The organism is Agromyces sp. LHK192 (assembly GCF_004006235.1).
Taxonomy (GTDB): domain Bacteria; phylum Actinomycetota; class Actinomycetes; order Actinomycetales; family Microbacteriaceae; genus Agromyces.
In genome coordinates, this window is sequence record NZ_CP034753.1 from 3,883,775 (window position 1) to 3,905,556 (window position 21,782).

Here is a 21,782-nt window from a genome sequence, read left to right on the forward strand (position 1 = left end):
CGGGCGCGCGCTCGGCCTCGCTCAGTCGTCGAGCAGTTCGGCCTCGATCACCTCGTCGTCGGTTTCGGTCGTGTCGCCCGAGGCATCCGTCGTCGGGCGCCCCGCCGGTTCGCCCCGTTCGACGACGAGCGCGTCGCCCGATGGCGCGAGGCCGACGACGACCGAGTCGCCGTCACGGATCTCGCCCGACAGCAGCGCCCGCGCCAGGCGGTCGTCGATCTCCTTCTGCATGAGGCGTCGCAGCGGCCGGGCGCCGTAGAGCGGGTCGTACCCGCGCTCGGCGAGCCAGGCGCGCGCGTCGGGCGTGACGCCGAGCTCGAGGCGTCGCTCGTGGAGGCGCGCGGCGAGCCGGTCGATGTAGAGGTTGACGATCTCGGCGAGCTCGCTCTCCGACAGCGCCGAGAACACGACGAGGTCGTCGAGCCGGTTGACGAACTCGGGCTTGAACGACTGGCGCACGGTCTGCATGACCGCCTGCTCCTTCTCGTCCCACGACAGGGTCGGGTCGATCAGGTACTGCGACCCGAGGTTCGACGTGAGGATCAGGATCACGTTGCGGAAGTCGACCGTGCGCCCCTGGCCGTCGGTGAGCCGACCGTCGTCGAGCACCTGCAGCAGCACGTCGAACACCTCGGGGTGCGCCTTCTCGACCTCGTCCAGCAGCACGACCGAGTACGGGCGTCGCCGCACCGCCTCGGTGAGCTGGCCGCCCTGGTCGTATCCGACGTATCCCGGGGGCGCGCCGACCAGCCGGGAGACGGAGAACTTCTCGCCGTACTCCGACATGTCGATGCGCACCATGGCGTGGTCGTCGTCGAAGAGGAACTCGGCGAGCGCCTTCGCGAGCTCGGTCTTGCCGACGCCGGTCGGGCCGAGGAAGAGGAACGACCCGGTCGGCCGGTTCGGGTCGCTGAGGCCGGCGCGCGAGCGCCGCACCGCGTCGGCGACCGCGGCGACCGCGGGCTTCTGGCCGATGAGCCGGCGGCCGAGCTCCTGCTCGAGGTGCAGCAGCTTCTCGCTCTCGCCCTGCATGAGCCGGCCCACGGGGATGCCCGTCCATGCCGAGATGACGGCGGCGATGTCCTCGTCGGTGACCTGCTCGTTGACCATGCGCGGCTCGGTCGGCTCGGCCTCGGCCTGCTCGGCGGCGACGATGTCGCGCTGGAGCTGGGCGATGGTCTCGTACTCGAGCTTCGACGCCTTCGCGTAGTCGCCGGCGCGAAGCGCCAGGTCGCGCTGCGTGGTCGCCTCGTCGAGCTGCTTCTTCAGCTCGCCGACCCGGTTGAGGCCCTGGCGCTCGCGCGCCCAGCGCTCCTCGAGACCCGCGAGCTCGCGCTCCTTGTCGACGAGGGTCTCGCGCAGCCTCGCGAGGCGTTCGCGCGAGGCGTCGTCCTTCTCGCGCTTGAGGGCGAGCTCCTCGAGGCGCATGCGGTCGACCTCGCGCTTGAGCTGGTCGATCTCGACGGGCGACGAGTCGATCTCCATCTTGAGCCGGCTCATCGCCTCGTCGACGAGGTCGATCGCCTTGTCGGGCAGCTGCCTCGCGGTGATGTACCGGTTCGACAGGGCCGCGGCCGCGACGAGCGCGGCGTCCGTGATGGTGACGCCGTGGTGCGCCTCGTACCGGCCTTTGAGCCCGCGGAGGATCGCGACGGTGTCTTCCACGCTGGGCTCGCCGACGTAGACCTGCTGGAAGCGGCGTTCGAGCGCGGCATCCTTCTCGATGTACTCGCGGTACTCGTCGAGCGTGGTCGCGCCGATGAGGTGCAGTTCGCCGCGCGCGAGCATGGGCTTCAGCATGTTCGAGGCCGCGACGGAGCCCTCGCCGCCGCCCGCACCCATCAGCAGGTGGAGTTCGTCGACGAAGGTGATGACCTCGCCCTCGGACTCGTCGATCTCCTTGAGCACGGCCTTCAGTCGCTCCTCGAACTGGCCGCGGTACATCGCGCCGGCGACGAGCGCGGAGATGTCGAGCGAGATGAGTCGCTTGCCCTTGAGCGACTCGGCGACGTCGCCCGCGACGATGCGCTGCGCGAGCCCTTCGACGACGGCGGTCTTGCCGACGCCCGGCTCGCCGATGAGCACCGGGTTGTTCTTGGTGCGACGGGTGAGCACCTGGCTGACCCGTCGGATCTCGGCGTCCCTGCCGACGACGGGGTCGAGCTTGCCCGACTTCGCGAGCGCCGTCAGGTCGACGCCGTATTGTTCGAGCGCCGACTTCTGCTCCTCCTGCGAGCTCGGCGCGCCCTGCATGTTGGCCACGGATATCCCTTCTCCTCAACTTGAGCCTACTTGACTCAACTTTGCGAAGCGGGCGAGTATTCCGCCGACGGCGAACCATCTTCCGCCGCGCCGCCGGCCCGTTCCCCCGGTGACGACGCTAGACCGGATGCCCCACCGCCCGCCATATGCCAGACCGGTTCGGGCACCCACCCCTCAACCCTTCGCCCGGGTGATCGTGCGAACTTCGGACCTTTCCGGCGGAATGCTCCGAAGTTCGCGTGATCGTCCGAGATCCACGGGGTTCACGAGGGGGTCGCCGCGGAATAGGCCCGCCGAGCCTCGCGTTGCCGACGACGTGGAACGCTTCGGAACCCTCTCCTTCGGCCACTACGGCCCGATCGGCGCCGGCCGCGAACTCTCGGCGGCCGACTCGATGCTCCAGGCCATCGACCTCGCCCAGGGCATGGACGACCTCGGCGTGAACGGCGCGTACTTCCGCGTGCACCACTTCGCCCGGCAGCAGGCCGAGCCGATGCCGTTGCTCGCGGCCATCGCCGCCCGTACCGAGCGCATCGAGGTCGGCACGGGCGTCATCGACATGCGGTACGAGAACCCGCTCCACCTCGCCGAGGAAGCCGCGGCCGTCGACCTCATCTCCGGCGGGCGGCTGGCGCTCGGCGTCAGCCGCGGATCACCCGAGACCGTGGTGCGCGGCTACGAGGCGTTCGGATACACCGGGTCGGAGGATCCTCGCGGCGCCGACATCGCCCGCGACCACTTCGCCAGGTTCCTCAGCGCCATTGAGGGCGACGGGCTCGCCGAGCGCGATGGATCCTCGCCGTTCGGAGGCGGTACGGGGATGCAGCGCATCGAGCCGCACTCGCCGGGCCTGCGCTCGCGCGTCTGGTGGGGCGCCGGCAACCGCGACTCGGCCGAATGGGCCGGCCGCACCGGCGTCAACCTGATGTCGTCGACCCTGCTGACCGAAGACCGGGGCATCCCGTTCGACGAACTGCAGGCGGAGCAGGTCGAGGCGTTCCGCACGGCGTGGCGCGAGGCCGGGCATCCGGGCGAGCCGCGGGTCTCGGTCAGCCGATCGATCTTCCCGATCACGACCGCCGAGGACGAGCTCTACTTCGGCGGACGCCAGGACGGCGACCAGATCGGCGTGATCGACGGCATCCGATCGACGTTCGGCAAGACCTACGCGGCGACGCCCGACAAGCTCGTCGAGCAGTTGCAGCGCGACGCGGCGATCCGCTCCGCCGACACCCTCATGCTGACGATCCCGAGCCAGCTCGGCGTCGAGTTCAACCTGCGGCTGATCACGGCGTTCGCCGAGCACGTCGCACCCGCCCTCGGCTGGGAGCCCACCACGCGCTGACCGACCGCGCCGCCGCTCCGCGCGAACATCACCGTGCATGAGAATCCGGTCCAGGCCACCCACCCGACGGTCGTAGGCCGGATTCTCATGCACAGGAGCGGGGCCCGCGTCACCGAAGGTCGCATTCCATGCGCGCTCATAGGAACGTCGGGCAGCGTTGGAACCTCACGATCCGACCCCAGGGGGCCACGTGCAGAAGCGAACCAAGATCATCATCGGCGTCGCAGCGGGGGTGGTGGTCGTGCTCGGCGCGACCGCGGCCATCGCCGGTCCGATCTTCTACCGCGACGTCATCGTCGGCGAGGCCGACGCGGCCCCGACCGTGACGGCAGCGCCGACGGCGGAGGCATCCGACGGCGCGTCGACCGACGCATCCGACCTCACCGGCACGTGGGTGGTGAGCGACGGTTCGTTCGCCGGATACCGCGTCGACGAGGTGCTGAACGGCACGGATGTCACCGTCGTCGGTCGTACCGAGCAGGTCGACGGCACCCTCGAGGTGCAGGAGCTCTCCCTCACCGGCGCCGAGTTCACGGTCGACGTCGCGTCGATCGCGACCGACTCCGGGAACCGCGACGACTACTTCCGCGACAACGCGATGCGGGTCGACGAGCACCCGACGGCGACCTTCGTCCTGACCGATGCGGTCGTGGCGGACGCGCAGCCGGTGGCCGGCGAGGTGCAGACGATCGAGGTGACCGGCGCCCTGACGCTCGCGGGTGTCACCAACCCGGTCACGTTCGAGCTGGAGGCCGTGCTCGAGGGCGACGGCGGCCAGGTCGCCGGGAGCATCCCGATCACGTTCGCCGACTACGGCGTCGAGGCGCCGAACCTCGGCTTCGTCTCGGTCGAGCCCGAGGGTTTCGTCGAGTTCTCGCTGCAGATCACCCGGGGCTGACGGCAGATCGGGCTTTGGACCGCTGTGTTCGAACCCGGTGCATGAGAACCCGGCCCCCAGCCCTCGTCGGTCGGCCGTAGGCCGGATTCTCATGCACGCGAGGGGTGACGGGTGGGCCGACCGGCGGGCGAGCCGGGTTAGCCTGAGGACACCGACGACCTGGGACACCGACGAAGGGGAAGACATGGCGCTGGACGGCGAGTACGCACCGAGCACATCGGGCTGGGCCCGCAAGCAGGCCGAAGCCTTCGAGGCATCCGACGGCGCGGAGGCGAACACCCTCCGCGGCCGCCCGATCATCGTGCTGACGACCGTCGGGGCGAAGTCCGGCAACCTGCGCAAGACCGCGCTGATGCGCGTCGAGCACGACGGCGAGTACGCGGTGGTCGCGTCGAAGGGCGGTTCGCCCGAGCAGCCGGCGTGGTACTGGAATCTCCTCGCGAACCCGGTCGTCGAACTCCAGGACGGCGCCGAGAAGCACGAGTACGCCGCCCGGGAACTCGCCGGCGACGAGCGCGCGACCTGGTGGGCTCGCGCCAACGCGACCTGGCCCGACTACGAGGGCTACCAGACGAAGACCGACCGCCTCATCCCGGTCTTCGTGCTCGAGCGCACGGGCGCCTGAGCGCACCGCGGCCGTCCCCCATCCGTCCCCCGTCCGTTCGGGACGGCTCCTGTCACTCGGGACGGACGGATCCGACGGTCCGCTGCGAGAGGAGCCGTCCCGCTGGTCACCGCATCGCCTCACAATCTCCGCATCGTGAACGACGACGCCAGGATGCCCCGAACCGGCGGCACCGCCAGCATCCGCACGGCGGCGTTGCGGGCGCGCAGGCGGATGCCGGTGGCCGGAGCCCCCATCGACATGTTGAACGCGGCCTGCCGCATGGCCCTCGCCGCCGCCCGGCGACGGATCACGGCGTAGCCGTCGAACGCCTCGTGCGGCGAGGCCGCGGCCCCTCCGGCGAGCGCGGCGGCGAGTTCGCGCGCGAGGTGCGCGGCGTCGAGCCAGCCGAGGTTCATGCCCTGGCCCCCGATCGGACTGACCTCGTGCGCGGCATCGCCGACGAGCGCGATGCGCCCGGCGGCGAACCGCTCGGCGAGATGCTGGCGGGCGGTGAACGCGCTCGGCGCACCGGCCGAGTCGAGGGCGAGGGATGCCCCGACGCGCGCCGCGATGATCGCCTCCAGCGTCGCGGGCTCGAGCACCGCAGGGCGGCGACGGACCCGGGCGACCCAGCGGCGGCGGGCGCCCGGGAGCGGGAACGACTCGACGACGCCGGCGGGCTCGAAGTGCAGGAGCGCGGTCTCGGCGGCAGCCGAAGCGGCGCTCGATGCGAGCGTCGGCGGGCCATCCGGGGCATCCGGGGCATCCGGGGCATCCGGGGCATCCGCCATGATGTACTCGCCGACGCCCGGCCGCTGTCGCCAGCCGATGCCGAGGGCCTCGCGCACCCCACTGCGGACGCCGTCGGCGCCGACCGCGTAGGCGGCGACGAGCGGGTCCGAGCGATCGCCGTCGGTCACGAGCTCCACGTGCGTCCCACGGTCGACGACGCGCTCGACCCGGACGCCCCGCCGCAGCGCGCCGGGTGCGAGCTGGGCGAGCCGCCGCTCCAGCAGGGCCTCCGTCTCGCGCTGCGGGAGCGAACGGATCGGCTCGCGACCGAACCGCATCGAGCCGAGCGTGCGCCCCTCGCAGGTGACCACCCCCGACCGGATCGCCACGGATGCCGCGCGCACCGCGTCGCCGACCCCGACCGCGTCCAGCACACGCAGGCCCGGGGGGTGGATCCCGATCGCGCGGGTGCGGCCGCTCGGGCCGTCGCGGGCCTCGAGCACGACGACGTCGAGCCCGCGCGTGGCGAGGAGGCATCCGAGCACGAGGCCGACCGGGCCGCCGCCGACGATCGCGACATCGTGCCTCGGCGCGTCGGTGCCCGCACCGGCGGCGCCCGCACCCTCGGCGCCTGCACCCTCGGCGCCCGCCCCCTCGGGGACCGCCCGGTCGGTCATGTCGGACTCCACGTCACCTCGAGTCGCGACGGGAACGCGCGTCGCACCCGCCAGTCGCCGGGAAGCACCGCTGCGAGCTCGGGCGCCGTGAAGCTGCGCCGGATCGACGTGAGGCCGTCGGGTCGGATGTACGAGTCGCGCAGGATCGTGCCCTGGAACGGCCACGTCGCCGCGGCGAACCCCGCGTAGCCCCAGCGCGAACGCTCGATGTCGCCGTGGACCGCGACCCCACCGGGTGCCACGAGGCGTTCCGAATCGGCGAGGAACGCCCCGAACGCGTGCGGGTCGAGGTGGTGCAGCACGTGGTTCGACAGCACGACCGCGAAGCGCTCGCCCTGCGCGACGAGGTCGCCGGTCGCGACCGGGCGGAGTTCCAGCCCCGGCACCGGATCCCGTCGCTGATGCTCGCGCGCGAAGGCGATCGCCCGCGCATCGGGGTCGATGCCGACCACCTCGAGCCGGACCCCGTCGGCCGCCGCCCACGCGAGGAGCCGACGCGGAAGGTCGGCGCCGCCCGTGCCGACGTCGAGCACGCGCGTCAGCCAGACGGGTGACAGGCGCGGTCGGATCCAGCGCAGGTACGTCGCCCGGTGCCCCGAGACGAACGCGTTGACGAGTCCGAACCGCGCATACGTGTTGGCGAGGGTGACCGGGTCGGCGGCCGGGTCGTCCATGAGCTCCGTGGCCTCGTCGTCGCGCACCGCGAGCGAGCGCAGGCCGCGCGGCGCAGCCGGATCCGCGACCGATCGCCCGTCCGGCCGGCGGCCAGACCGCCCCTCCGACGGCACGCTCACCCCCGCACGGTCAGGAGCGCGGTCTCGACCGTGAGCCCGGGCCCGAACGCCATCGCCGCGACCCGGTCGCCGTCGGCCGACGCCGCATCGTCGAGGATGCGTCGCAGCACGAACAGCACGGTCGCACTCGACATGTTGCCGAAGTCGCGCAACGTGTCGCGGGCGGGCAGGAGCTGCGCCTCCGACAGCGCGAGCCGCGCCTCGACCTTGTCGAGGATGCTGCGCCCGCCGGGATGGATCGCCCAGTGCTCGATGGCGTCGCCCGAGGCATCCGCCGACAGCGCGTCGACGAGCGCCGGTTCGGGCGCGAACAGCGGCTCGAGCGCGCCCGTGATGTGCTCGCCGATGATCGCCGGCACCGCGGTCGACAGCACCATCTCGAAGCCGTGGTCGCCGATCTTCCACGCCATGTCGCCCTCGCCGACCGGCGTGATCCGGGTCGCGAACCGGTCGAGGTCGAAGGCGCGCTCGCCCGGCTCGGGCTCGCGCGCGGTGACGATGGCCGCCCCGGCGCCATCGGCGAACAGCGACGACGCGACGATCGTGTCGGGGTCGTTCGACGACCGCAGGTGCAGGGTGCACAGCTCGACCGAGACGACGAGCACGACGGCCGAGGCATCCGCTTCGCAGAGTTGCTTCGCGAGCCGCAGCGCCGGGATCGACGCGTAGCAGCCCATGAAGCCGAGGTGGAAGCGCTGCACCCCGGCCGGCAGGCCGAGGTCGCGCGCGATCACGTAGTCGGGGCCGGGTGCGTAGAAGCCGGTGCAGCTCACGGTGATCACGTGCGTGACGTCGGATGCCTCGACACCCGGTGTCGCCTCGATCGCGGCTCGCCCGGCGTCGAGGTAGAGCCTCGTCGCGTGCTCGATGTAGAGCTCGTTGCGCGCCTTGGTGCCGGGGAGCAGCAGCTCACCGGAGTCGATGTCGAAGAACACCGGCTCGTCGGGGTGCGCGTCCCGGCTGAGTTCCCCGAGCACGGTGTAGCGCGTCTCGATACCGGAGACGTCGAAGCTCGTCGAGATGATGCGCTGGGAGAGCCGGGAAAGGCCCTCCTGAGCGGCGAACACGTCGCGCACCTCGGGTTGGACGAGCACGGTCGGTGGAACGACGGTCGAGAGTCCCCGCAGTGCGACGGTCATGTGCCATCGTAGGCGCCGCCCGGGGCGGGGTGGCAAGGGGTTGCGCCCGGCCCGACACACGGAACGGCCGGCCCCTCGTGGGACCGGCCGTTCCTGCGCTCCTCGACGTCAGCCGAGCAGCTTCGCCTTCGCCGCGGCGAACTCCTCGTCGGAGAGGATGCCCTGCTCCTTGAGGGCCGCGAGCTTCTGCAGCTCGGCGACCACGTCGGTGCCACCGGCTGCGGGCGCGGCGGCCGGCGCTGCAGGCGGCGCGGCCGCGGCCGCTGCCTGCTGCTGGGCGTACACGTCCTGCGCGGCCTGCTGCGCCATCGCCTGCTGCTGCTCGTACGCCTGCTGCTGTTCGTACGCCTGCTGTTGCTGCTGGTCGTACGCCTTCTGCTGCTGGTGGCGCTGCATGCTGCCCGAAACCGCGGTGGCGGTGCCGGCGACGACCGCCGTTCGCGCCGCCATGCCGATCAGCCCGGGACGACCCATTCTCCTCAGCACGTCCTACTCTCCTTCCGCTTCGGCGAGCACCGCGTTGACGACCGGCGCCGGAATGCGCTCGGTCTGCAGCACGATGCCGCCCGCCTGGTTGAACCGCGACGCGAGCTTCTTCGCCCACACCAGCTCGATCGCGAGCAGCGCGGCCGAGGTGCCGGGCGCGATCGCCTCGGCGAACTCAGCGACGTCGTCCTCGCCGACCAGGCCTCCGGCCTCGAGCGTGAGCCGGGTGACGTCGATCTCGTCGCCCAGGTCTTCCACCTCGGTGACCTCGACGTCGCCGTTCTCCTCGCGCGACACGATGAGCAGGTCGATCAGCCGGATGTCTCCGGCGTCGATCAGCTCCGTGAGCGCTTCGACCGTGCCCTGGTCGAGCCGATCCCCTTCGAACCCGACGAGATAGAGCTCGACCGGGCCGTACTCGAATTCTGCCAACGCAGTCCCCCTTCGATCCGGTTCCGACCCTAGCCCTCGACGTGCAGCGGCACCATAGCCCTGGCCGGGCGATCCAGGCGTGAAACGCGTTTCTCGGAACCGAGGGTTGAACCGTGGCTCGCGATGTGCATAGGATGCCCCGGAAATCGCTTTCTCGGAGCGGACGCCGAGAAGCGGAGGTCGCTGGGCGACCCGTCGAGTCCGTGCGCATCGTCGCGCGCGGAAGCGGCGACGAGTGCACCACCCTACTGCTCCACTCGACGACGAGAAGGAAGAAACCATGCCACGCACTCCTGTCCGCAGAACCATCGCGACCGCCTCGGCGGGCGCGCTCATCGCCGCCGCGGGGGTGATGGGCATCGCGCTGCCGGCCGCCAACGCGGCCACCGGCAGCGCCACGGGCTACGCCACGCAGAACGGCGGCACGACGGGCGGCGCCGGCGGCGCGACCGTCCGCGCCACCACCGGCACCGAGATCCACGCCGCCCTGTGCAACCGCGCCAGCACCTCGACCCCGATCGTCATCGAGGTCCAGGGCACGATCACCGTCGGCAACACCGGGAAGGTCTCGGGCGACGGCTGCAGCACCGCGGCCGGCGTCATCGAACTGAAGGACATCTCCAACGTCTCGATCATCGGCGTCGGGAGCGGGGCCCTGTTCGACCAGGTCGGCATCCACATCCGCGGGTCCGAGAACATCATCATCCAGAACGTGCACGTGCGGAACGTGAAGAAGTCGGGCTCGCCGACCTCCAACGGCGGCGACGCGATCGGCATGGAGTCGGGCGTGCGCAACGTCTGGGTCGACCACGCCACGCTCGAGGCGTCGGGCGGCGAGTCGGAGGGCTTCGACGGCCTCTTCGACATGAAGGCCGACACGAAGTATGTGACGCTCTCGTACAGCGTGCTCAAGAACTCGGGACGCGGCGGGCTGATCGGCTCGAGCGAGAGCGACCGGGCGAACGGGTTCGTGACGTTCCACCACAACCTGTACCAGAACATCGACTCCCGGGCACCGCTCCTGCGCGGTGGCATCGCCCACATCTACAACAACCACTACGTGAGCCTGAACGAGTCGGGCATCAACTCGCGGGCGGGCGCCCAGGCGAGGCTGGACAACAACTACTTCGAGGACTCGAAGGACGTGCTCGGCACCTTCTACACCGACCAGGCCGGCACCTGGCAGGTCAACGGCAACATCTTCGACAACGTGACCTGGTCGGCGCCGAGCGGCGACGACAAGCCCGCAGGGCCGAACCCGGTGTCGACGACGTCCGTCTCGATCCCGTACTCGTTCCAGCTCGACGCCGCGAACTGCGTGCCCTCGGTGGTCGGCGCCACCGCCGGCGCGAACCGGGGGCTGAAGGTCTCCGACGGGTCCTGCACCCCGCAGAACCCCGACCCGACCACGCCGCCCACCACGCCGCCCACGACGCCGCCGACCACGCCCCCGACGACCCCGCCCACCACGCCGCCGAGCGGCCAGAACCTCAGCCTCGGCGCCGGCGCCGACGGCTCGGGCAAGGCGAGCGGCACGGGATACGGCAACGCCATCGACGGTTCGCTGACCACGTACTGGTCGCCGTCGTCGTCGACCGGCCGCATCTCGGTCAAGTGGGACTCCGCGAAGACGGTCTCCTCGATCGTCATCCGTGAGGCGTCCGGAGCCGTCGGCAACATCGGCGCCTGGCGGGTCGTGAACAACGACACCGGCGCGGTGCTCAAGACCGGCACCGGCGCCGGCACGATCAGCTTCACGGCGACCAGCCTGAAGAAGATCAACTTCGAGATCACGAGCTCGACCGGCACCCCGCGGGTCGCCGAGTTCGAGACGTACGGAGGCTAGGAACCCGAATCCTGCTGGACCGCACCCCTCCGACTCGCACGTCCGCCGAGTCGGAGGGGTGCGACCGTGTCCGGGCCGTGGCACCGGGATGACGCCGGGAAATCACCCGGCCGCGGGGTGCCGCGACCGCATCGCGCGGGAATAGCATGCGCCGTGACGGTGGTGGGTGGTCCCGGCGCGCACCGCGTCGGAGGCAGGGGGGCGTCATGGTTCACGAAACGGCCGCGGCGACGCCGCCGCGGAGCATCGAGTCCTCACGACTGCGCATGGAGACCGACGCCGTGCTGGCCGGCACCGCGGCCGCGGCAGTCTGCGGCGTGGTCGCCGTGCTGCTCTTCGCCGGCCGCGAGGTGCCGCTTTGGGGCGGGTTCTCCGTCGGTGCCGTCGCGGCGATCGGCGCGGTCGCCTCGACGGTCGTCGTCGCCTACCTCGGGTACTGGAGGGCGCGTCACCGGCCGGGCCAGGAGTGGCGGCTCGCCATCAGGCCGTGGATGTTCGTGCTCGACGCCACGACGGTCTCGCTCGTGCACGCGGCCCTCGCTGGGATCTTCACCGCGTCGGTGTTCGTGGTCCTGCAGCGCAGTTTCGACGGACTCCGGGTCGACGTGATCATCGGCACGATCTGCGTGGCCGCGGCGGCGGGCGCGAGCGGATACCTTTCCTACCTGTCGGTGTCGGACATCTCGACCCGGAAGATGGCGACCCTGCTCGTGTCGTTCATGGCGCTCGCGACGCTCGCGAGCATCGCCGCGGTGGAGGACGAGTACTGGTGGGAGTACCACTTCAGCCAGCTCGGCACCGCGGGCGACTTCTCGGCGTGGCTGTTCAACGCCACGCTCATCGTCGCGGGGTTCTTCGTGACGACCTTCACGCTGTACCTGCACCGCGACCTCGCGGCGCTGGTCGACGCGGGGCTGCTCGAGCACCGCTGGGCACCGCGGCTGATGTCGACCGCGTTCGTGGTGCTCGGCATCATGCTCGCGGGCGTCGGCCTGTTCCCGCTGCACGTCAACATGGCGGCCCACAACGGGTGCGCATCGGGCATGGCCGCGGCGTTCGCGATCATGGTGCTCGGTTCGCCCTACATCCTGCGGGGGCTGCCCCGGCGGTTCTTCGTCTTCTGCTACGCCACGTTCGGCGTGCTCATCGGCGGCTTCCTGCTCTTCGTGCCGATCGGCTACTACAACCTGACCGCGTTCGAGCTGGTCGCCTTCACGGTCATCTTCAGCTGGATCACCGTCTTCATCAGGTTCGTCGATGCGTTGGCGGATGCCCCCGCAGCCGCGCCCGACCCCGGGCGGACGCCGACGGCGACGACGCCGGTCGCCTGATCGTGCGGCCACGAGAGAGGAACGCCCATGGAGCATGAGGCAGCCGTGGCCGGCCGGCCCCGGCCCCGGGCCGATCGACGTGCCGAGGGGCGATCGGCGCGGTCGACGATGCCGTTGACCGATCACGCCGCGGTCGCCGTCTCCGCCCGGGATCCCATCGACGTGCTCGAGCGCCAGGCCGAGACGCGGGTGCCGGGGCTGCTCGCGTTGCGGCACGCCCGCATGGCCGCATCGCCGTTCGCGTTCTACCGCGGTGCCGCGGCGATCATGGCCGACGACCTGCGGGAACTCCCCGACTCGGGCATCGCATCGCAGCTGTGCGGCGACGCCCACCTGTCGAACATCGGGTTCTACGCGTCGCCCGAGCGCGCGCTGGTGGCAGATCTCAACGACTTCGACGAGACCGCGCCCGGCCCGTTCGAGTGGGACCTGAAACGGATGGCGACGAGCTTCGAGATCGCGGCACGCTCGCGCGGCTTCGCCGACGACGTCCGCGCCGACCTCGTGGCCCACCTCGTTCGCTCGTACGCGGCTGCGATGCGGACGGCAGCAAAGGCGCCCGCGATAGAACTCTTCACGGCGCGGCTCGACGTGACGAGCCTGCTCGCGGGCATCCGACACGAACTCCCGCAGCACGCATCCGACCGCGCCACGCGAGCTGTCGGTCGAATGCAGCGGCGCGACAGCCGGAGCGCCGTACGCAAGCTCGCCGAGCGCGATGCCGACGGGCGGCTGCGCTTCACGGCCGACCCGCCGCTGCTCGTCCCGGTCGCGCAACTCGTCGAGCAAGGAGTCGCGACGACCGCGGAGGCGGACGAGCGGCTGCACGCCGTCATGCGCCGGTACCGCGAGTCGCTGGCGCCGGAGCGTCGACGCCTGCTCGACCGCTACCGCATGACGGACGCCGCCATGAAGGTCGTCGGCGTCGGCAGCGTCGGCACCCGCGCCTGGATCGTGCTGCTCGAGGGCGACCGCAAGCGCGACGTCCTCGTATTGCAGGCCAAGGAGGCCCAGCGCTCGGTCATCGAGGGGCCCGGCGGTGCTCCGGCGCACCAGGGCGAACGGGTGGTCCGGGGCCAGCGGATGCTCCAGGCCCTCGGAGATGTGCTGTTGGGCTGGACCGACGAGGCGGGACCCGACGGCACTGCCCGCGACTTCTACGTCCGGCAGTTCCGCGACTGGAAGGGGTCGGCGGAGGTCGAGCTGATGGAGCCCGAGACGATGCGCGTCTATGCGCGCTACTGCGGCATCGTCCTCGCGAGGGCGCACGCCCGAGGAGGCGATCCCTCGATGATCTCGGGGTACGTCGGCGGCGGGCGCGACCTCGCCGCCGCGCTGGTCGCCTTCGGAGCGGCTTACGCCGACCGGAACGACGCCGACCACGCCGCGCTGCTGGCCGCGATCGCGTCGGGCCGCCTCGAGGGCACGGCCGCATGAGCGCCGCACCGGGCGAGCAGGCGCGGGCCGCGACCTCCCGCGCGGTCATCCCGCTCGCGATCGCGCAGTTCATCATGGTGCTCGACAGCTCGGTGATGAGCGTCTCGATCAGCCAGCTCGTCGAGGAGTTCGACACCACGGTCTCGACCATCCAGCTCGCGATCACGCTCTACGCGCTCGTGATGGCGGCGCTGATGCTGACGGGCGGCAAGATCGGCGACCTCTTCGGCCGGTTGCGCATGTTCCGGCTCGGCCTCGTGATCTACGCGGTGGGCTCGCTGATGACCGCGCTGGCGCCGACCGTCGGCGTGCTCATCGTCGGCTGGTCCTTCATCGAGGGCGCTGGTGCGGCGCTGGTGCTCCCCGCCCTCGCCGCACTCGTCGCCGGCAGCTACGAGGGCGAGGGTCGCGCACGGGCGTACGGCCTGCTCGGCGGCGTCGCCGGCGCGGGGATCGCGATCGGCCCGCTCATCGGCGGATGGCTCACGACGTCGTACTCCTGGCGGTGGGTGTTCGCGGGCGAGGTCGTGCTGGTGATCGTGGTGCTCGTCGTCAGCGGCTGGATCGCGAAGGATCAGCCCGGGGCGAGGTTCCGGCTCGACGTGGGCGGCGCCGTGCTGTCGGCGCTCGGCCTCTCGCTCATCGTGGTCGGCGTGCTGCAGAGCGGCACCTGGGGGTGGTTCGTCCCGCTGCAGTCGCCCATCGAGCCGTTCGGGTTCGCCCTCACCCCGTTCGTCATCGCCGCGGGATTCGCGGTGCTCTGGCTGTTCGCGGTGTGGGAGCGGCGCGTCGTGGCCCGCGGACGGGTCCCGTTGCTCGACGTGGCGAACCTGCGGATCCCCGAGCTCCGGGCGGGACTCGCCAGCCTGCTCGCGCAGAACCTCATCCTGCTCGGCATCTTCTTCGCGGTGCCGCTGTACCTGCAGGTCACCCAGGGCATGGACGCCTTCCAGACCGGGCTGCGCCTGCTGCCCACCTCGGTCGCGATGCTCCTCGCGGCCGCCGTCGGGGCGCGCCTCGGTCCCCGGTTCGGTGCGCGGGCGATCGTGCGCGCCGGCCTCGTCACGATCGCCGCCGCCGCGGTGCTCATCATCTCGACCGTCGAGCCGCAGCTCGCCACGACGCCGTTCGCGATCGGGATGGCGCTCGTCGGGCTCGGCACCGGCCTGCTCGCCTCCCAGCTCGGGAACGTGGTGCAGTCGGCCGTGCCGCCCGAGGCGCGCAGCGAGGCCGGCGGCCTCCAGTACACGGCGCAGAACCTCGGCTCGTCGCTCGGCACCGCACTCGTCGGGTCGCTGATGGTCGGCGCGCTCGCGGCATCGATCCTCGGCCTGATCGCCGAGGATCCCGACATCGAGTCGGCGGTGGCCGAACAGGCGACCGTCCAGGTCTCTTCGGGCATCGAGTACGTGCCCCCGGCCGACGCCGAACGCGCCCTGCTCGACGCGGGATTCCCGCCCGAGCAGGTCGACGACCTCGTCGAGCACTACGCCGCGTCGCAACTGTTCGGCGTGAAGGCGGGCATGCTGGCGTGCGCGGCGGCGGCGCTGATCGCGATCCCGTTCACCCGACGGCTGCCGGGCCGCGCCGCCCGCGAGTGACGCCTGCGGGCCGGCGGTTCAGCCGGTCCTGAACGTGACGCCCGCGTCGACGAGCCCCAGTTCGGCCGCGCGGGCGACCGCCTCGTCGCGGGAGGCGGCTCCGAGCTTCCGGTAGATGTGCGCCAGGTGGGTCTTCACGGTATTCAGGGACACGAAGCACTTCGCCGCGATCTCGCCGTTCGACAGCCGGCTCGGCAGGTAGGCGAGCAGCTCGAGCTCGCGCGCCGTGAGCGGGTCCTCGAGCGGACTGAGCTCACGGAGGCGGGCCGCCTCGGCGGTCGTGAGCACTTCCCGGCGGAATCCGTCGGCGTCGGCGGGAAGCTCCTCGAAGATGCGCATGAACGCCGTGCCGGCGAAGTGGAACGGCAGGACGAGATGCTCCGGCCCGGCGATCGCGATCGCGGCGCGAAGGTGGCTGCCGGCGGCCGCGCGGTCTCCGGCTGCGTGCGCGATCCAGGCCCTCGCGATCTCGCGAAGCGTCGCCGCCGTCGGCGCACCGGATGCCGCTCCCGGTGCGGTTCGCACGCGCCCGGCCGCAGCGTCGGCACCCTCGCGGAGGAGCAGCGAGGCGACCTCCTCGAAACGGAGATGCCCCCACGCCTCGCCTGACGGGCAGGACACCGTCGCCGGCCTTCCGGACTCCCGCTTACGCCGGTACTCCATGATCCGAAGCGCCCGCCTCGTGACCGGCGGCGGCGCACTCTCGGGCGGCCGCGCGGCCGGCATCATGCCCTCGGGCTCGATCATGCCCGCGAGCGCGTAGGCGACCCAGGCGAGCTGGTCGCGCCCGTTGGCGACCGCGCGGAGGTGGCCCTCGTGCAGGGCGAGGGCCCCGGAATCGGTCTCGCCTCGCTGGATGGCGATGCAGGCGCGGGCGAGGTAGGCGTCGGCGAGAGCGGGATTGGCCAGGAGATCGAGCTGCCGTGCGATCAGCAGCGCCTCGTCGCACGCCTCGACGGCCTCGCGGAGCCATCCGTCCCACGCCGCAGCGAGCGCGAACGCGCCGAGCGCGTGGATCCGGTAGTGACCGTAGGCGGCGTCGAGCCGCAGCGCGCCCCCGAGGACCTGCCGCGCGTGCGCGACGTCGCCCATCAGGAACCGGGCCCGTCCCTCCGCCAGCTCGACGAGGAGCCGCAGCAGCGCGGCGGAGCCGAACAGCGACATGCCGTCGTCCGCCGGGGCCGTCCGGTCGAGCAGGGTCCGCGCGTGGCGGGCGTGCTGCAGGTACAGCTCGGCGTGGGGTCGGAACTGCACGCACGAGGCCATCTGCACCCGGGCGGCGGCCGCGAGCCCGTCGGCCAGGCCGGGCGTGTCGATGACGCCCTGCAGCAGGTCCTCGGCCAGCGCCGCGTTGCCCGACATCCGCTCGGCGGCGGCGTACAGGACCTCCGCCTCGATGCGGGAGCGACGTACGGCTCGCGGCACCCGGGCCAGCCACGCCGCCACGGTGGCGGACTCTCCGCGCTCGTAGAGCTCGCGGCTGTACGGGAGGATGTCGTCGATCGCCTCGTCCCACCGGTGGGCGGAGAGCAGGCAGTCGATCGCGGCATCCGGGGCGTCGTGCGCGCGGTACCACGCGGCCGCGATGCTTGCGAGCTCGCCCTCGTCGTCGGCGCCGGCCGCGCGCAGGCGCAGCAGGAGGACATCCCGGAAGAGCTGGTGCAGTCGGAAGCACCCGGGGCGGCCCGGCACGGGGGCGACGAACAACGAGTCGTGCGCGAGTCCGGCGAGGAACGCCGCTCCGTCGTCGACGAGTCCCACCGCCTCCACGAGCCCGGCGCCCAACTCGTCGGCGACGGCCAGGCGGGTCAACGCCGACCGCCGTTCGGGCTCCATCGCGTCGAGCACCTCCTCCCCGAGGAACTCCATCGCGAGCCGGTCGTCGAGCTCGAGGCCCGGCGTGTGGGAGCGCAGGCTGATCGCGGAGAGCTGGACGCCGGCGGGCCATCCGTCCGTGCGCTGGTGGATGCGCCCGACGACGGCGGCATCCGTCGCGGTCCGTGCGACGTGGGTGATGACCGCAGCCGTGGTCTCGCGATCGAAGGCCAGGTCGGCCTGTCGGAGCTCGACCATGCCGTGCGCGAGACGGTGGCGGCTCCAGGCCAGTCGCAGATCGATCCGCGACGCGAACACGAAATGCGCGTTCGCGGGGAGCTGGTCGGCGAGGCTCCACAGGTCCGAGATGATCGCGGCGTTGGAGACGCGATGGAGGTCGTCGAAGACGACCACGATCGGGCCGGCGTCACGGAGCGTCTGCGCGAGCGCCTCGACCGCTGCCTCGCCGAGCCCGCCCGGGCCGGGTGTCGGGTCGGCGCCCTCGGGCCCTGCCCCGGCGGCACCCACCTCCCGCAGTATCCTGCGCGTCAGTCGTGCCGGGTCGTCGTCGGCCGGGCTCATGTCGAGCCAGGCCACGCGAGTGCCCTCCAGACTCGCCGCCCATTGCGAGAGCAGCACGCTCTTGCCCGCGCCGGCCGGCGCGACGACGAGCGTCAGCGGCGAGGCCCGGCCGGCATCGAGTCGCGCCCTGAGTCCGGGCCGGTCGACGGCATGGACGGGGTGCATGCCGTGCCAACGCATCGCAACCGCCGCTCCCCCGGCGCCCCACCGCGCCCCCCGCGGTACGGCGCCGAGATGAACAGATCATCCCACCGGGATGACCCCGGCGCCACCGATCACGGCCGACAATGCTGCAACCCGTCATCGACGGATCGAACCGAGGGGGTGACCGCATCGCCGCGCACGTCGTCCAATTGGTGGTCCGGGGCCGCCTCGGTCCGTCGCTGCGAGCGGCGCTGAGCGACTTCGCGGTGGATGAGACGGTGGACGAGACGGACGGCAGGCGCACCCGCGTCACCGGTCGCGTCGCCGACCAGGCGATGCTGCTCGGGCTGCTCGAGATGCTCGGCGACCTCGGGGTCGAGGTCGTCTCGGTCAATCGGGTCGCGGACTCCGGGCACGCCCCCTGAGCGCCGGCCGCCTGCTCGCCCCCACGTGCCGACGGCGATGCACGAGGGTCACGCCCGGGCGTGCCGTGCCCGCCGGATCGCCTTCTCGACCTCGACGAAGACCGGGACGATCAGTGCGAGTCCGATGCATGTCAGCCACTGGCCGCCGTCGAGGCTCGTCGTCCCGACGAACCGCTGCATGAACCCGAGCTCGACCGCGGCGACGGTGAGCGCGACCGGGATGGACAGCCACTTGATCGCGGTGAGGATCGGCGGCCCGAGGCCGCTCTCCGGGTCGCGGCGCATCACCAGACCGCTGAGGACGGCGCCGAAGGCGGCGACGACGAACGCCATGGTCACGGGCGGGTTCGGTTCAGTCGAGCTGAGCTGGTCGGGCGCGATCAGGAGCGGGATCAGGGTCGCCACGAACAGCACGCCGCCATAGAGGAACCAGCGCGTCACCGCCGCGCCGTTCGCGATCGTCTTCTTGGGGTCGCGCGGCGGTTTCTGCATGATCCCGTCGGGCGTCGGGTCGAGCAGGATCGCGATCACCGGGAAGATGGCGACGAAGAAGTTGAGGAACAGCACCATGATCGGGGTCAGCGGCACCCCGTCGTTGATGCCGAACAGGCTGGCGACCAGGAACAGCAGCACGAGGGAGAACAGCTGCGACATCTGGAACCGCACGTAGCTGACGATCTTCTCGTAGATCGCGCGGCCCAGGCGCACCGCCGTGACCAAGGTGCCGAAGTTGTCGTCGACGAGGATCATCTTCCCGGCCTGCTTGGTCACCTCGCTGCCCGAACCCATGGCCACGCCGATGTCGGCCTGCTTGAGCGCCGCCGCATCGTTGACCGCGTCGCCGGTCATCGCGACGACCGCACCCTGCTCCTGCATGAGGCGGGCGAGCCGGAGCTTGTCCTCGGGCGTGACGCGACCGAAGACGTGGAGGTGCGGGAGGGCGGCCTTCAGTTCGTCGTCCGACATCGCCTGCAGGTCGGCACCGCTCGCCGCCCCGTCGCCGAGGCCGAGCTGGGCGCCGATCGCGGCCGCGGTGATCGCGTGGTCGCCCGTGATCATCCGGACCTCGATGCCGGCCTCCTTCGCGATGCGGACGGCCTCCTTCGACGACGGCCGGAGCGGGTCGATGATGCCGACGAGGCCGACGAACACGAGGTCGCCGATCATGGCCATGGGGTCGACCTCGATCGGCGTGCCCTCGGGGATCCGCCGGTACGCGAAGGCGAGCACGCGCAGGCCGCGTTCCGACAGGCTCCGGTTCGCGTCCAGGATCGCTTCGCGCTGCTCGGCGATCGGCACGGGCCCGTCGGCGGTCGCGATGCTGCCGCAGCGATCCAGCACGACGTCGGGGCCGCCCTTGACGAACACCACGGAGCCCGTGCCCACCTCACCGGGGACGGTGTGGAACGTTCCCATGAACTTGTAGGCCGAGTCGAACGGCACGACGGCCAGCCGCGGGTGGGCGGCACGGGTCAGTTCCGCGTCGACGCCCATCTTCGCCGCGAGCACCACGAGGGCGGCCTCCGTCGGGTCCCCGACCACGGCGCCGTCGTCGGAGACGGTGGCGTCGCTGCAGAGCGCGAGCCCCGAGGCGAGCATCGTGAAGTCGCGCCTCGGCTCGACGGTCGCGCCCCGGATCTCCCCGGACTTCTCGTACCCGCTGCCCGACACGGTGAACCAGGCTCCGCGGAAGTACAGCGACTCGACCGTCATCTCGTTCATGGTGAGCGTGCCGGTCTTGTCGGAGTTGATCGAGCTCGTCGCCCCGAGGGTCTCCACGTCGGTGAGGTTCTTCACGACGGCGCGGTGCTCCGCCAGTTGCCTGGCGCCGTACGACAGCATCGCCTGCACGAACGAGGGCATGCCCGTCGGAATGGCCGAGATGGCCATCGAGATCCCGAGCAGGATGACCGACGCGACCTCCTGGCCCCTGAGCAGCCCGGTGATCACGATGACCGCGACCGCGCCCCAGGCGATCCACCCGAGCACGCCCGTCAGGGAGTCGAGTTCGCGCTGCAGCGGCGACTTGGCCGGCTTCACCGCCGACAGCATCGACGCGATCCGGCCCATCTGGGTCGTCATGCCGGTGTCGGTCACCAAGACGCTCGCGGTGCCCCGGGTGACCTGCGTGTTCTGGAACACCATGTTCGATCGATCGCCGAGCGTCGTGTCGGGGTCGTCGATCGTGCCGGCGTCCTTGGGGATCGGCGCGCTCTCGCCGGTGAGCGCGGCCTCCTGCGTCTCGAGCGTGGCCGACCGCAGGATCCGCCCGTCGGCGGGCACGATGTCGCCGGCCTCGAGGGCGAGCAGGTCGCCCGGCACGAGGGTCGTCGCATCCACCTGCACGAGTCCGCCGCCGCGGATGACGCGCGCCTGCGGGATCTGCATCTTCGCCAGCGCGTCGACCGAGGCCTTCGCCTTCATCTCCTGCCTCGTGCCGAGCACGACGTTGAGCACGACCAGCGCGCCGACGAGGATGCCGACGCTCACCTGGGCGATGAGCAGGCTCACGATCGCCACGACGACGAGCATGATGTTCATCGGGTCGGCGAGCTGGCGCAGGGCGACCTGCCAGACCGAGGGCGCCGGTTCCGCGGCGATCGCATTGGGCCCGTGCTCGGCGAGCCTGCGCGCGGCCTCGTCCGCACTCAGCCCACGGCCGAGGTCGCTCCCGAGCGCGGCCACGACCTCGTCGGGCTCCTCCGTGTACCAGGGCCGCGTCGGCGGCGTCTCGACGTCGGTCACGGCGCGGCTACCGCGCGGCCTTCATCTCGCGGCCGTGGACCAGGAGTGCGTAGATCACCAGCACGTCGAGTGCGATCACGATCAGCGACCACCACGGCTGCGCCGGGATGGTGAAGAGGTGCCCGACCGCGCTCAGGCCCGCGAGGACCACGGCGGTGATGCGGGCCCACGTCTGGCCGGCGTAGAGCGCGATGGCCGTGAGCACCAGCAGCAGGCCGATGATCAGCGTCCACCAGCCCCAGCCCTGGATGTCGAACACGAACAGCGTCCCGTCGACCACGAAGTACGCGCTGTCGGGAGCGAGGATCGCGACGAACCCCTGGATCGTGTCGAAGATCCCGGCGATGAGCAGGATGGTGGCGGCGAAGTAGCCCCAGCCGATCCAGCCGGTCGCAGTGGTGTCGGTCATGTCTGTGCTCCTCACGTCGGCGCCTCGGAACGGCCGGGCCGGAGGGCCCGCACGCCGCACGATATTCGCGCGTGC

At 71.6% G+C, this 21,782-nt stretch carries 17 protein-coding genes; 8 read left to right on the forward strand and 9 right to left on the reverse strand.

Annotated features, from left to right (window positions below):
• Nucleotides 1–21 precede the first annotated feature (21 nt).
• The gene (locus tag ELQ40_RS17675; protein WP_127795388.1) at nt 22–2,253 is read right to left on the reverse strand and encodes an AAA family ATPase; all 2,232 of its coding nucleotides are present in this window, start codon (nt 2,251–2,253) and stop codon (nt 22–24) included.
• 325 nt (nt 2,254–2,578) lie between these two features.
• On the opposite strand from ELQ40_RS17675, the gene ELQ40_RS17680 reads away from it, so the two are divergent.
• The 3 genes from ELQ40_RS17680 to ELQ40_RS17690 all read left to right on the forward strand — a co-directional run bounded on the left by ELQ40_RS17680 (nt 2,579) and on the right by ELQ40_RS17690 (nt 5,130).
• Entirely contained in the window at nt 2,579–3,607 is a 1,029-nt protein-coding gene (locus ELQ40_RS17680) for an LLM class flavin-dependent oxidoreductase (protein ID WP_127794873.1), read from the forward strand.
• 190 nt (nt 3,608–3,797) lie between these two features.
• Nucleotides 3,798–4,505, forward strand: coding sequence for a YceI family protein (locus ELQ40_RS17685; RefSeq protein WP_127794874.1), 708 nt, complete (start codon nt 3,798–3,800; stop codon nt 4,503–4,505).
• A 184-nt stretch (nt 4,506–4,689) separates the two neighbouring features.
• Entirely contained in the window at nt 4,690–5,130 is a 441-nt protein-coding gene (locus tag ELQ40_RS17690) for a nitroreductase family deazaflavin-dependent oxidoreductase (protein WP_127794875.1), read from the forward strand.
• A 119-nt stretch (nt 5,131–5,249) separates the two neighbouring features.
• Here ELQ40_RS17690 and ELQ40_RS17695 read toward each other — a convergent pair whose 3' ends face one another.
• The 5 genes from ELQ40_RS17695 to ELQ40_RS17715 all read right to left on the reverse strand — a co-directional run bounded on the left by ELQ40_RS17695 (nt 5,250) and on the right by ELQ40_RS17715 (nt 9,372).
• Nucleotides 5,250–6,521: an NAD(P)/FAD-dependent oxidoreductase gene (locus ELQ40_RS17695; RefSeq protein WP_127794876.1), complete on the reverse strand. Its 1,272-nt coding sequence runs from the start codon at nt 6,519–6,521 to the stop codon at nt 5,250–5,252.
• Nucleotides 6,518–7,315 (reverse strand): methyltransferase domain-containing protein, encoded by a 798-nt coding sequence (locus tag ELQ40_RS17700; protein WP_240665853.1) that lies wholly within the window; start codon nt 7,313–7,315, stop codon nt 6,518–6,520. The genes ELQ40_RS17695 and ELQ40_RS17700 overlap by 4 nt, the downstream gene beginning before the upstream one ends.
• Nucleotides 7,312–8,454, reverse strand: a complete 1,143-nt coding sequence (locus ELQ40_RS17705; RefSeq protein WP_127794877.1) for a type III polyketide synthase — start codon at nt 8,452–8,454, stop codon at nt 7,312–7,314. Before ELQ40_RS17705 ends, ELQ40_RS17700 begins: the two co-directional genes overlap by 4 nt.
• A gap of 108 nt (nt 8,455–8,562) precedes the next feature.
• Nucleotides 8,563–8,928 (reverse strand): SHOCT domain-containing protein, encoded by a 366-nt coding sequence (locus ELQ40_RS17710; RefSeq protein ID WP_127795390.1) that lies wholly within the window; start codon nt 8,926–8,928, stop codon nt 8,563–8,565.
• Nucleotides 8,929–8,943: 15 nt separating this feature from the next.
• Nucleotides 8,944–9,372: a DUF6325 family protein gene (locus ELQ40_RS17715; protein WP_127794878.1), complete on the reverse strand. Its 429-nt coding sequence runs from the start codon at nt 9,370–9,372 to the stop codon at nt 8,944–8,946.
• Nucleotides 9,373–9,652: 280 nt separating this feature from the next.
• Between ELQ40_RS17715 and ELQ40_RS17720 the strand changes: the two genes are divergently transcribed.
• The 4 genes from ELQ40_RS17720 (at nt 9,653) to ELQ40_RS17735 (ending at nt 15,587) form a co-directional block, all read left to right on the forward strand.
• A complete protein-coding gene (locus ELQ40_RS17720; RefSeq protein WP_127794879.1) occupies nt 9,653–11,218 on the forward strand; it encodes a polysaccharide lyase family 1 protein in 1,566 nt (521 codons plus the stop codon).
• Nucleotides 11,219–11,424: 206 nt separating this feature from the next.
• The gene (locus ELQ40_RS18875) at nt 11,425–12,549 is read left to right on the forward strand and encodes a DUF998 domain-containing protein (RefSeq protein ID WP_164863693.1); all 1,125 of its coding nucleotides are present in this window, start codon (nt 11,425–11,427) and stop codon (nt 12,547–12,549) included.
• Between the two features lie 114 nt (nt 12,550–12,663).
• A complete protein-coding gene (locus ELQ40_RS17730; protein ID WP_240665854.1) occupies nt 12,664–13,986 on the forward strand; it encodes a DUF2252 domain-containing protein in 1,323 nt (440 codons plus the stop codon).
• A complete protein-coding gene (locus ELQ40_RS17735) occupies nt 13,983–15,587 on the forward strand; it encodes an MFS transporter (RefSeq protein ID WP_127794881.1) in 1,605 nt (534 codons plus the stop codon). The genes ELQ40_RS17730 and ELQ40_RS17735 overlap by 4 nt, the downstream gene beginning before the upstream one ends.
• Nucleotides 15,588–15,605: 18 nt before the next feature.
• Here the strand turns inward: ELQ40_RS17735 and ELQ40_RS17740 are convergent, their stop codons facing one another.
• Nucleotides 15,606–18,164, reverse strand: a complete 2,559-nt coding sequence (locus ELQ40_RS17740; RefSeq protein ID WP_127794882.1) for a LuxR C-terminal-related transcriptional regulator — start codon at nt 18,162–18,164, stop codon at nt 15,606–15,608.
• Between the two features lie 242 nt (nt 18,165–18,406).
• Here ELQ40_RS17740 and ELQ40_RS18880 point away from each other — a divergent pair, with 242 nt between their 5' ends.
• A complete protein-coding gene (locus tag ELQ40_RS18880) occupies nt 18,407–18,553 on the forward strand; it encodes a hypothetical protein (protein ID WP_164863694.1) in 147 nt (48 codons plus the stop codon).
• Between the two features lie 48 nt (nt 18,554–18,601).
• Here ELQ40_RS18880 and ELQ40_RS17750 read toward each other — a convergent pair whose 3' ends face one another.
• Together ELQ40_RS17750 and ELQ40_RS17755 are read right to left on the reverse strand one after the other, a co-directional pair.
• Nucleotides 18,602–21,298, reverse strand: a complete 2,697-nt coding sequence (locus ELQ40_RS17750) for a cation-translocating P-type ATPase (RefSeq protein WP_127794884.1) — start codon at nt 21,296–21,298, stop codon at nt 18,602–18,604.
• A 7-nt stretch (nt 21,299–21,305) separates the two neighbouring features.
• Nucleotides 21,306–21,707, reverse strand: coding sequence for a hypothetical protein (locus tag ELQ40_RS17755; protein WP_127794885.1), 402 nt, complete (start codon nt 21,705–21,707; stop codon nt 21,306–21,308).
• Nucleotides 21,708–21,782 lie beyond the last annotated feature (75 nt).

Coding starts and splice junctions, on each gene's coding strand:
- ELQ40_RS17705 (WP_127794877.1), bottom strand. CDS start 8,454: ATGACCGTCGCACTGCGGGGACTCTCGACCGTCGTTCCACCGACCGTG.
- ELQ40_RS17740 (WP_127794882.1), bottom strand. CDS start 18,164: ATGCGTTGGCACGGCATGCACCCCGTCCATGCCGTCGACCGGCCCGGA.
- ELQ40_RS18875 (WP_164863693.1), top strand. CDS start 11,425: ATGGTTCACGAAACGGCCGCGGCGACGCCGCCGCGGAGCATCGAGTCC.
- ELQ40_RS17695 (WP_127794876.1), bottom strand. CDS start 6,521: ATGACCGACCGGGCGGTCCCCGAGGGGGCGGGCGCCGAGGGTGCAGGC.
- ELQ40_RS17690 (WP_127794875.1), top strand. CDS start 4,690: ATGGCGCTGGACGGCGAGTACGCACCGAGCACATCGGGCTGGGCCCGC.
- ELQ40_RS17755 (WP_127794885.1), bottom strand. CDS start 21,707: ATGACCGACACCACTGCGACCGGCTGGATCGGCTGGGGCTACTTCGCC.
- ELQ40_RS17720 (WP_127794879.1), top strand. CDS start 9,653: ATGCCACGCACTCCTGTCCGCAGAACCATCGCGACCGCCTCGGCGGGC.
- ELQ40_RS17675 (WP_127795388.1), bottom strand. CDS start 2,253: ATGCAGGGCGCGCCGAGCTCGCAGGAGGAGCAGAAGTCGGCGCTCGAA.
- ELQ40_RS17710 (WP_127795390.1), bottom strand. CDS start 8,928: ATGGGTCGTCCCGGGCTGATCGGCATGGCGGCGCGAACGGCGGTCGTC.
- ELQ40_RS17735 (WP_127794881.1), top strand. CDS start 13,983: ATGAGCGCCGCACCGGGCGAGCAGGCGCGGGCCGCGACCTCCCGCGCG.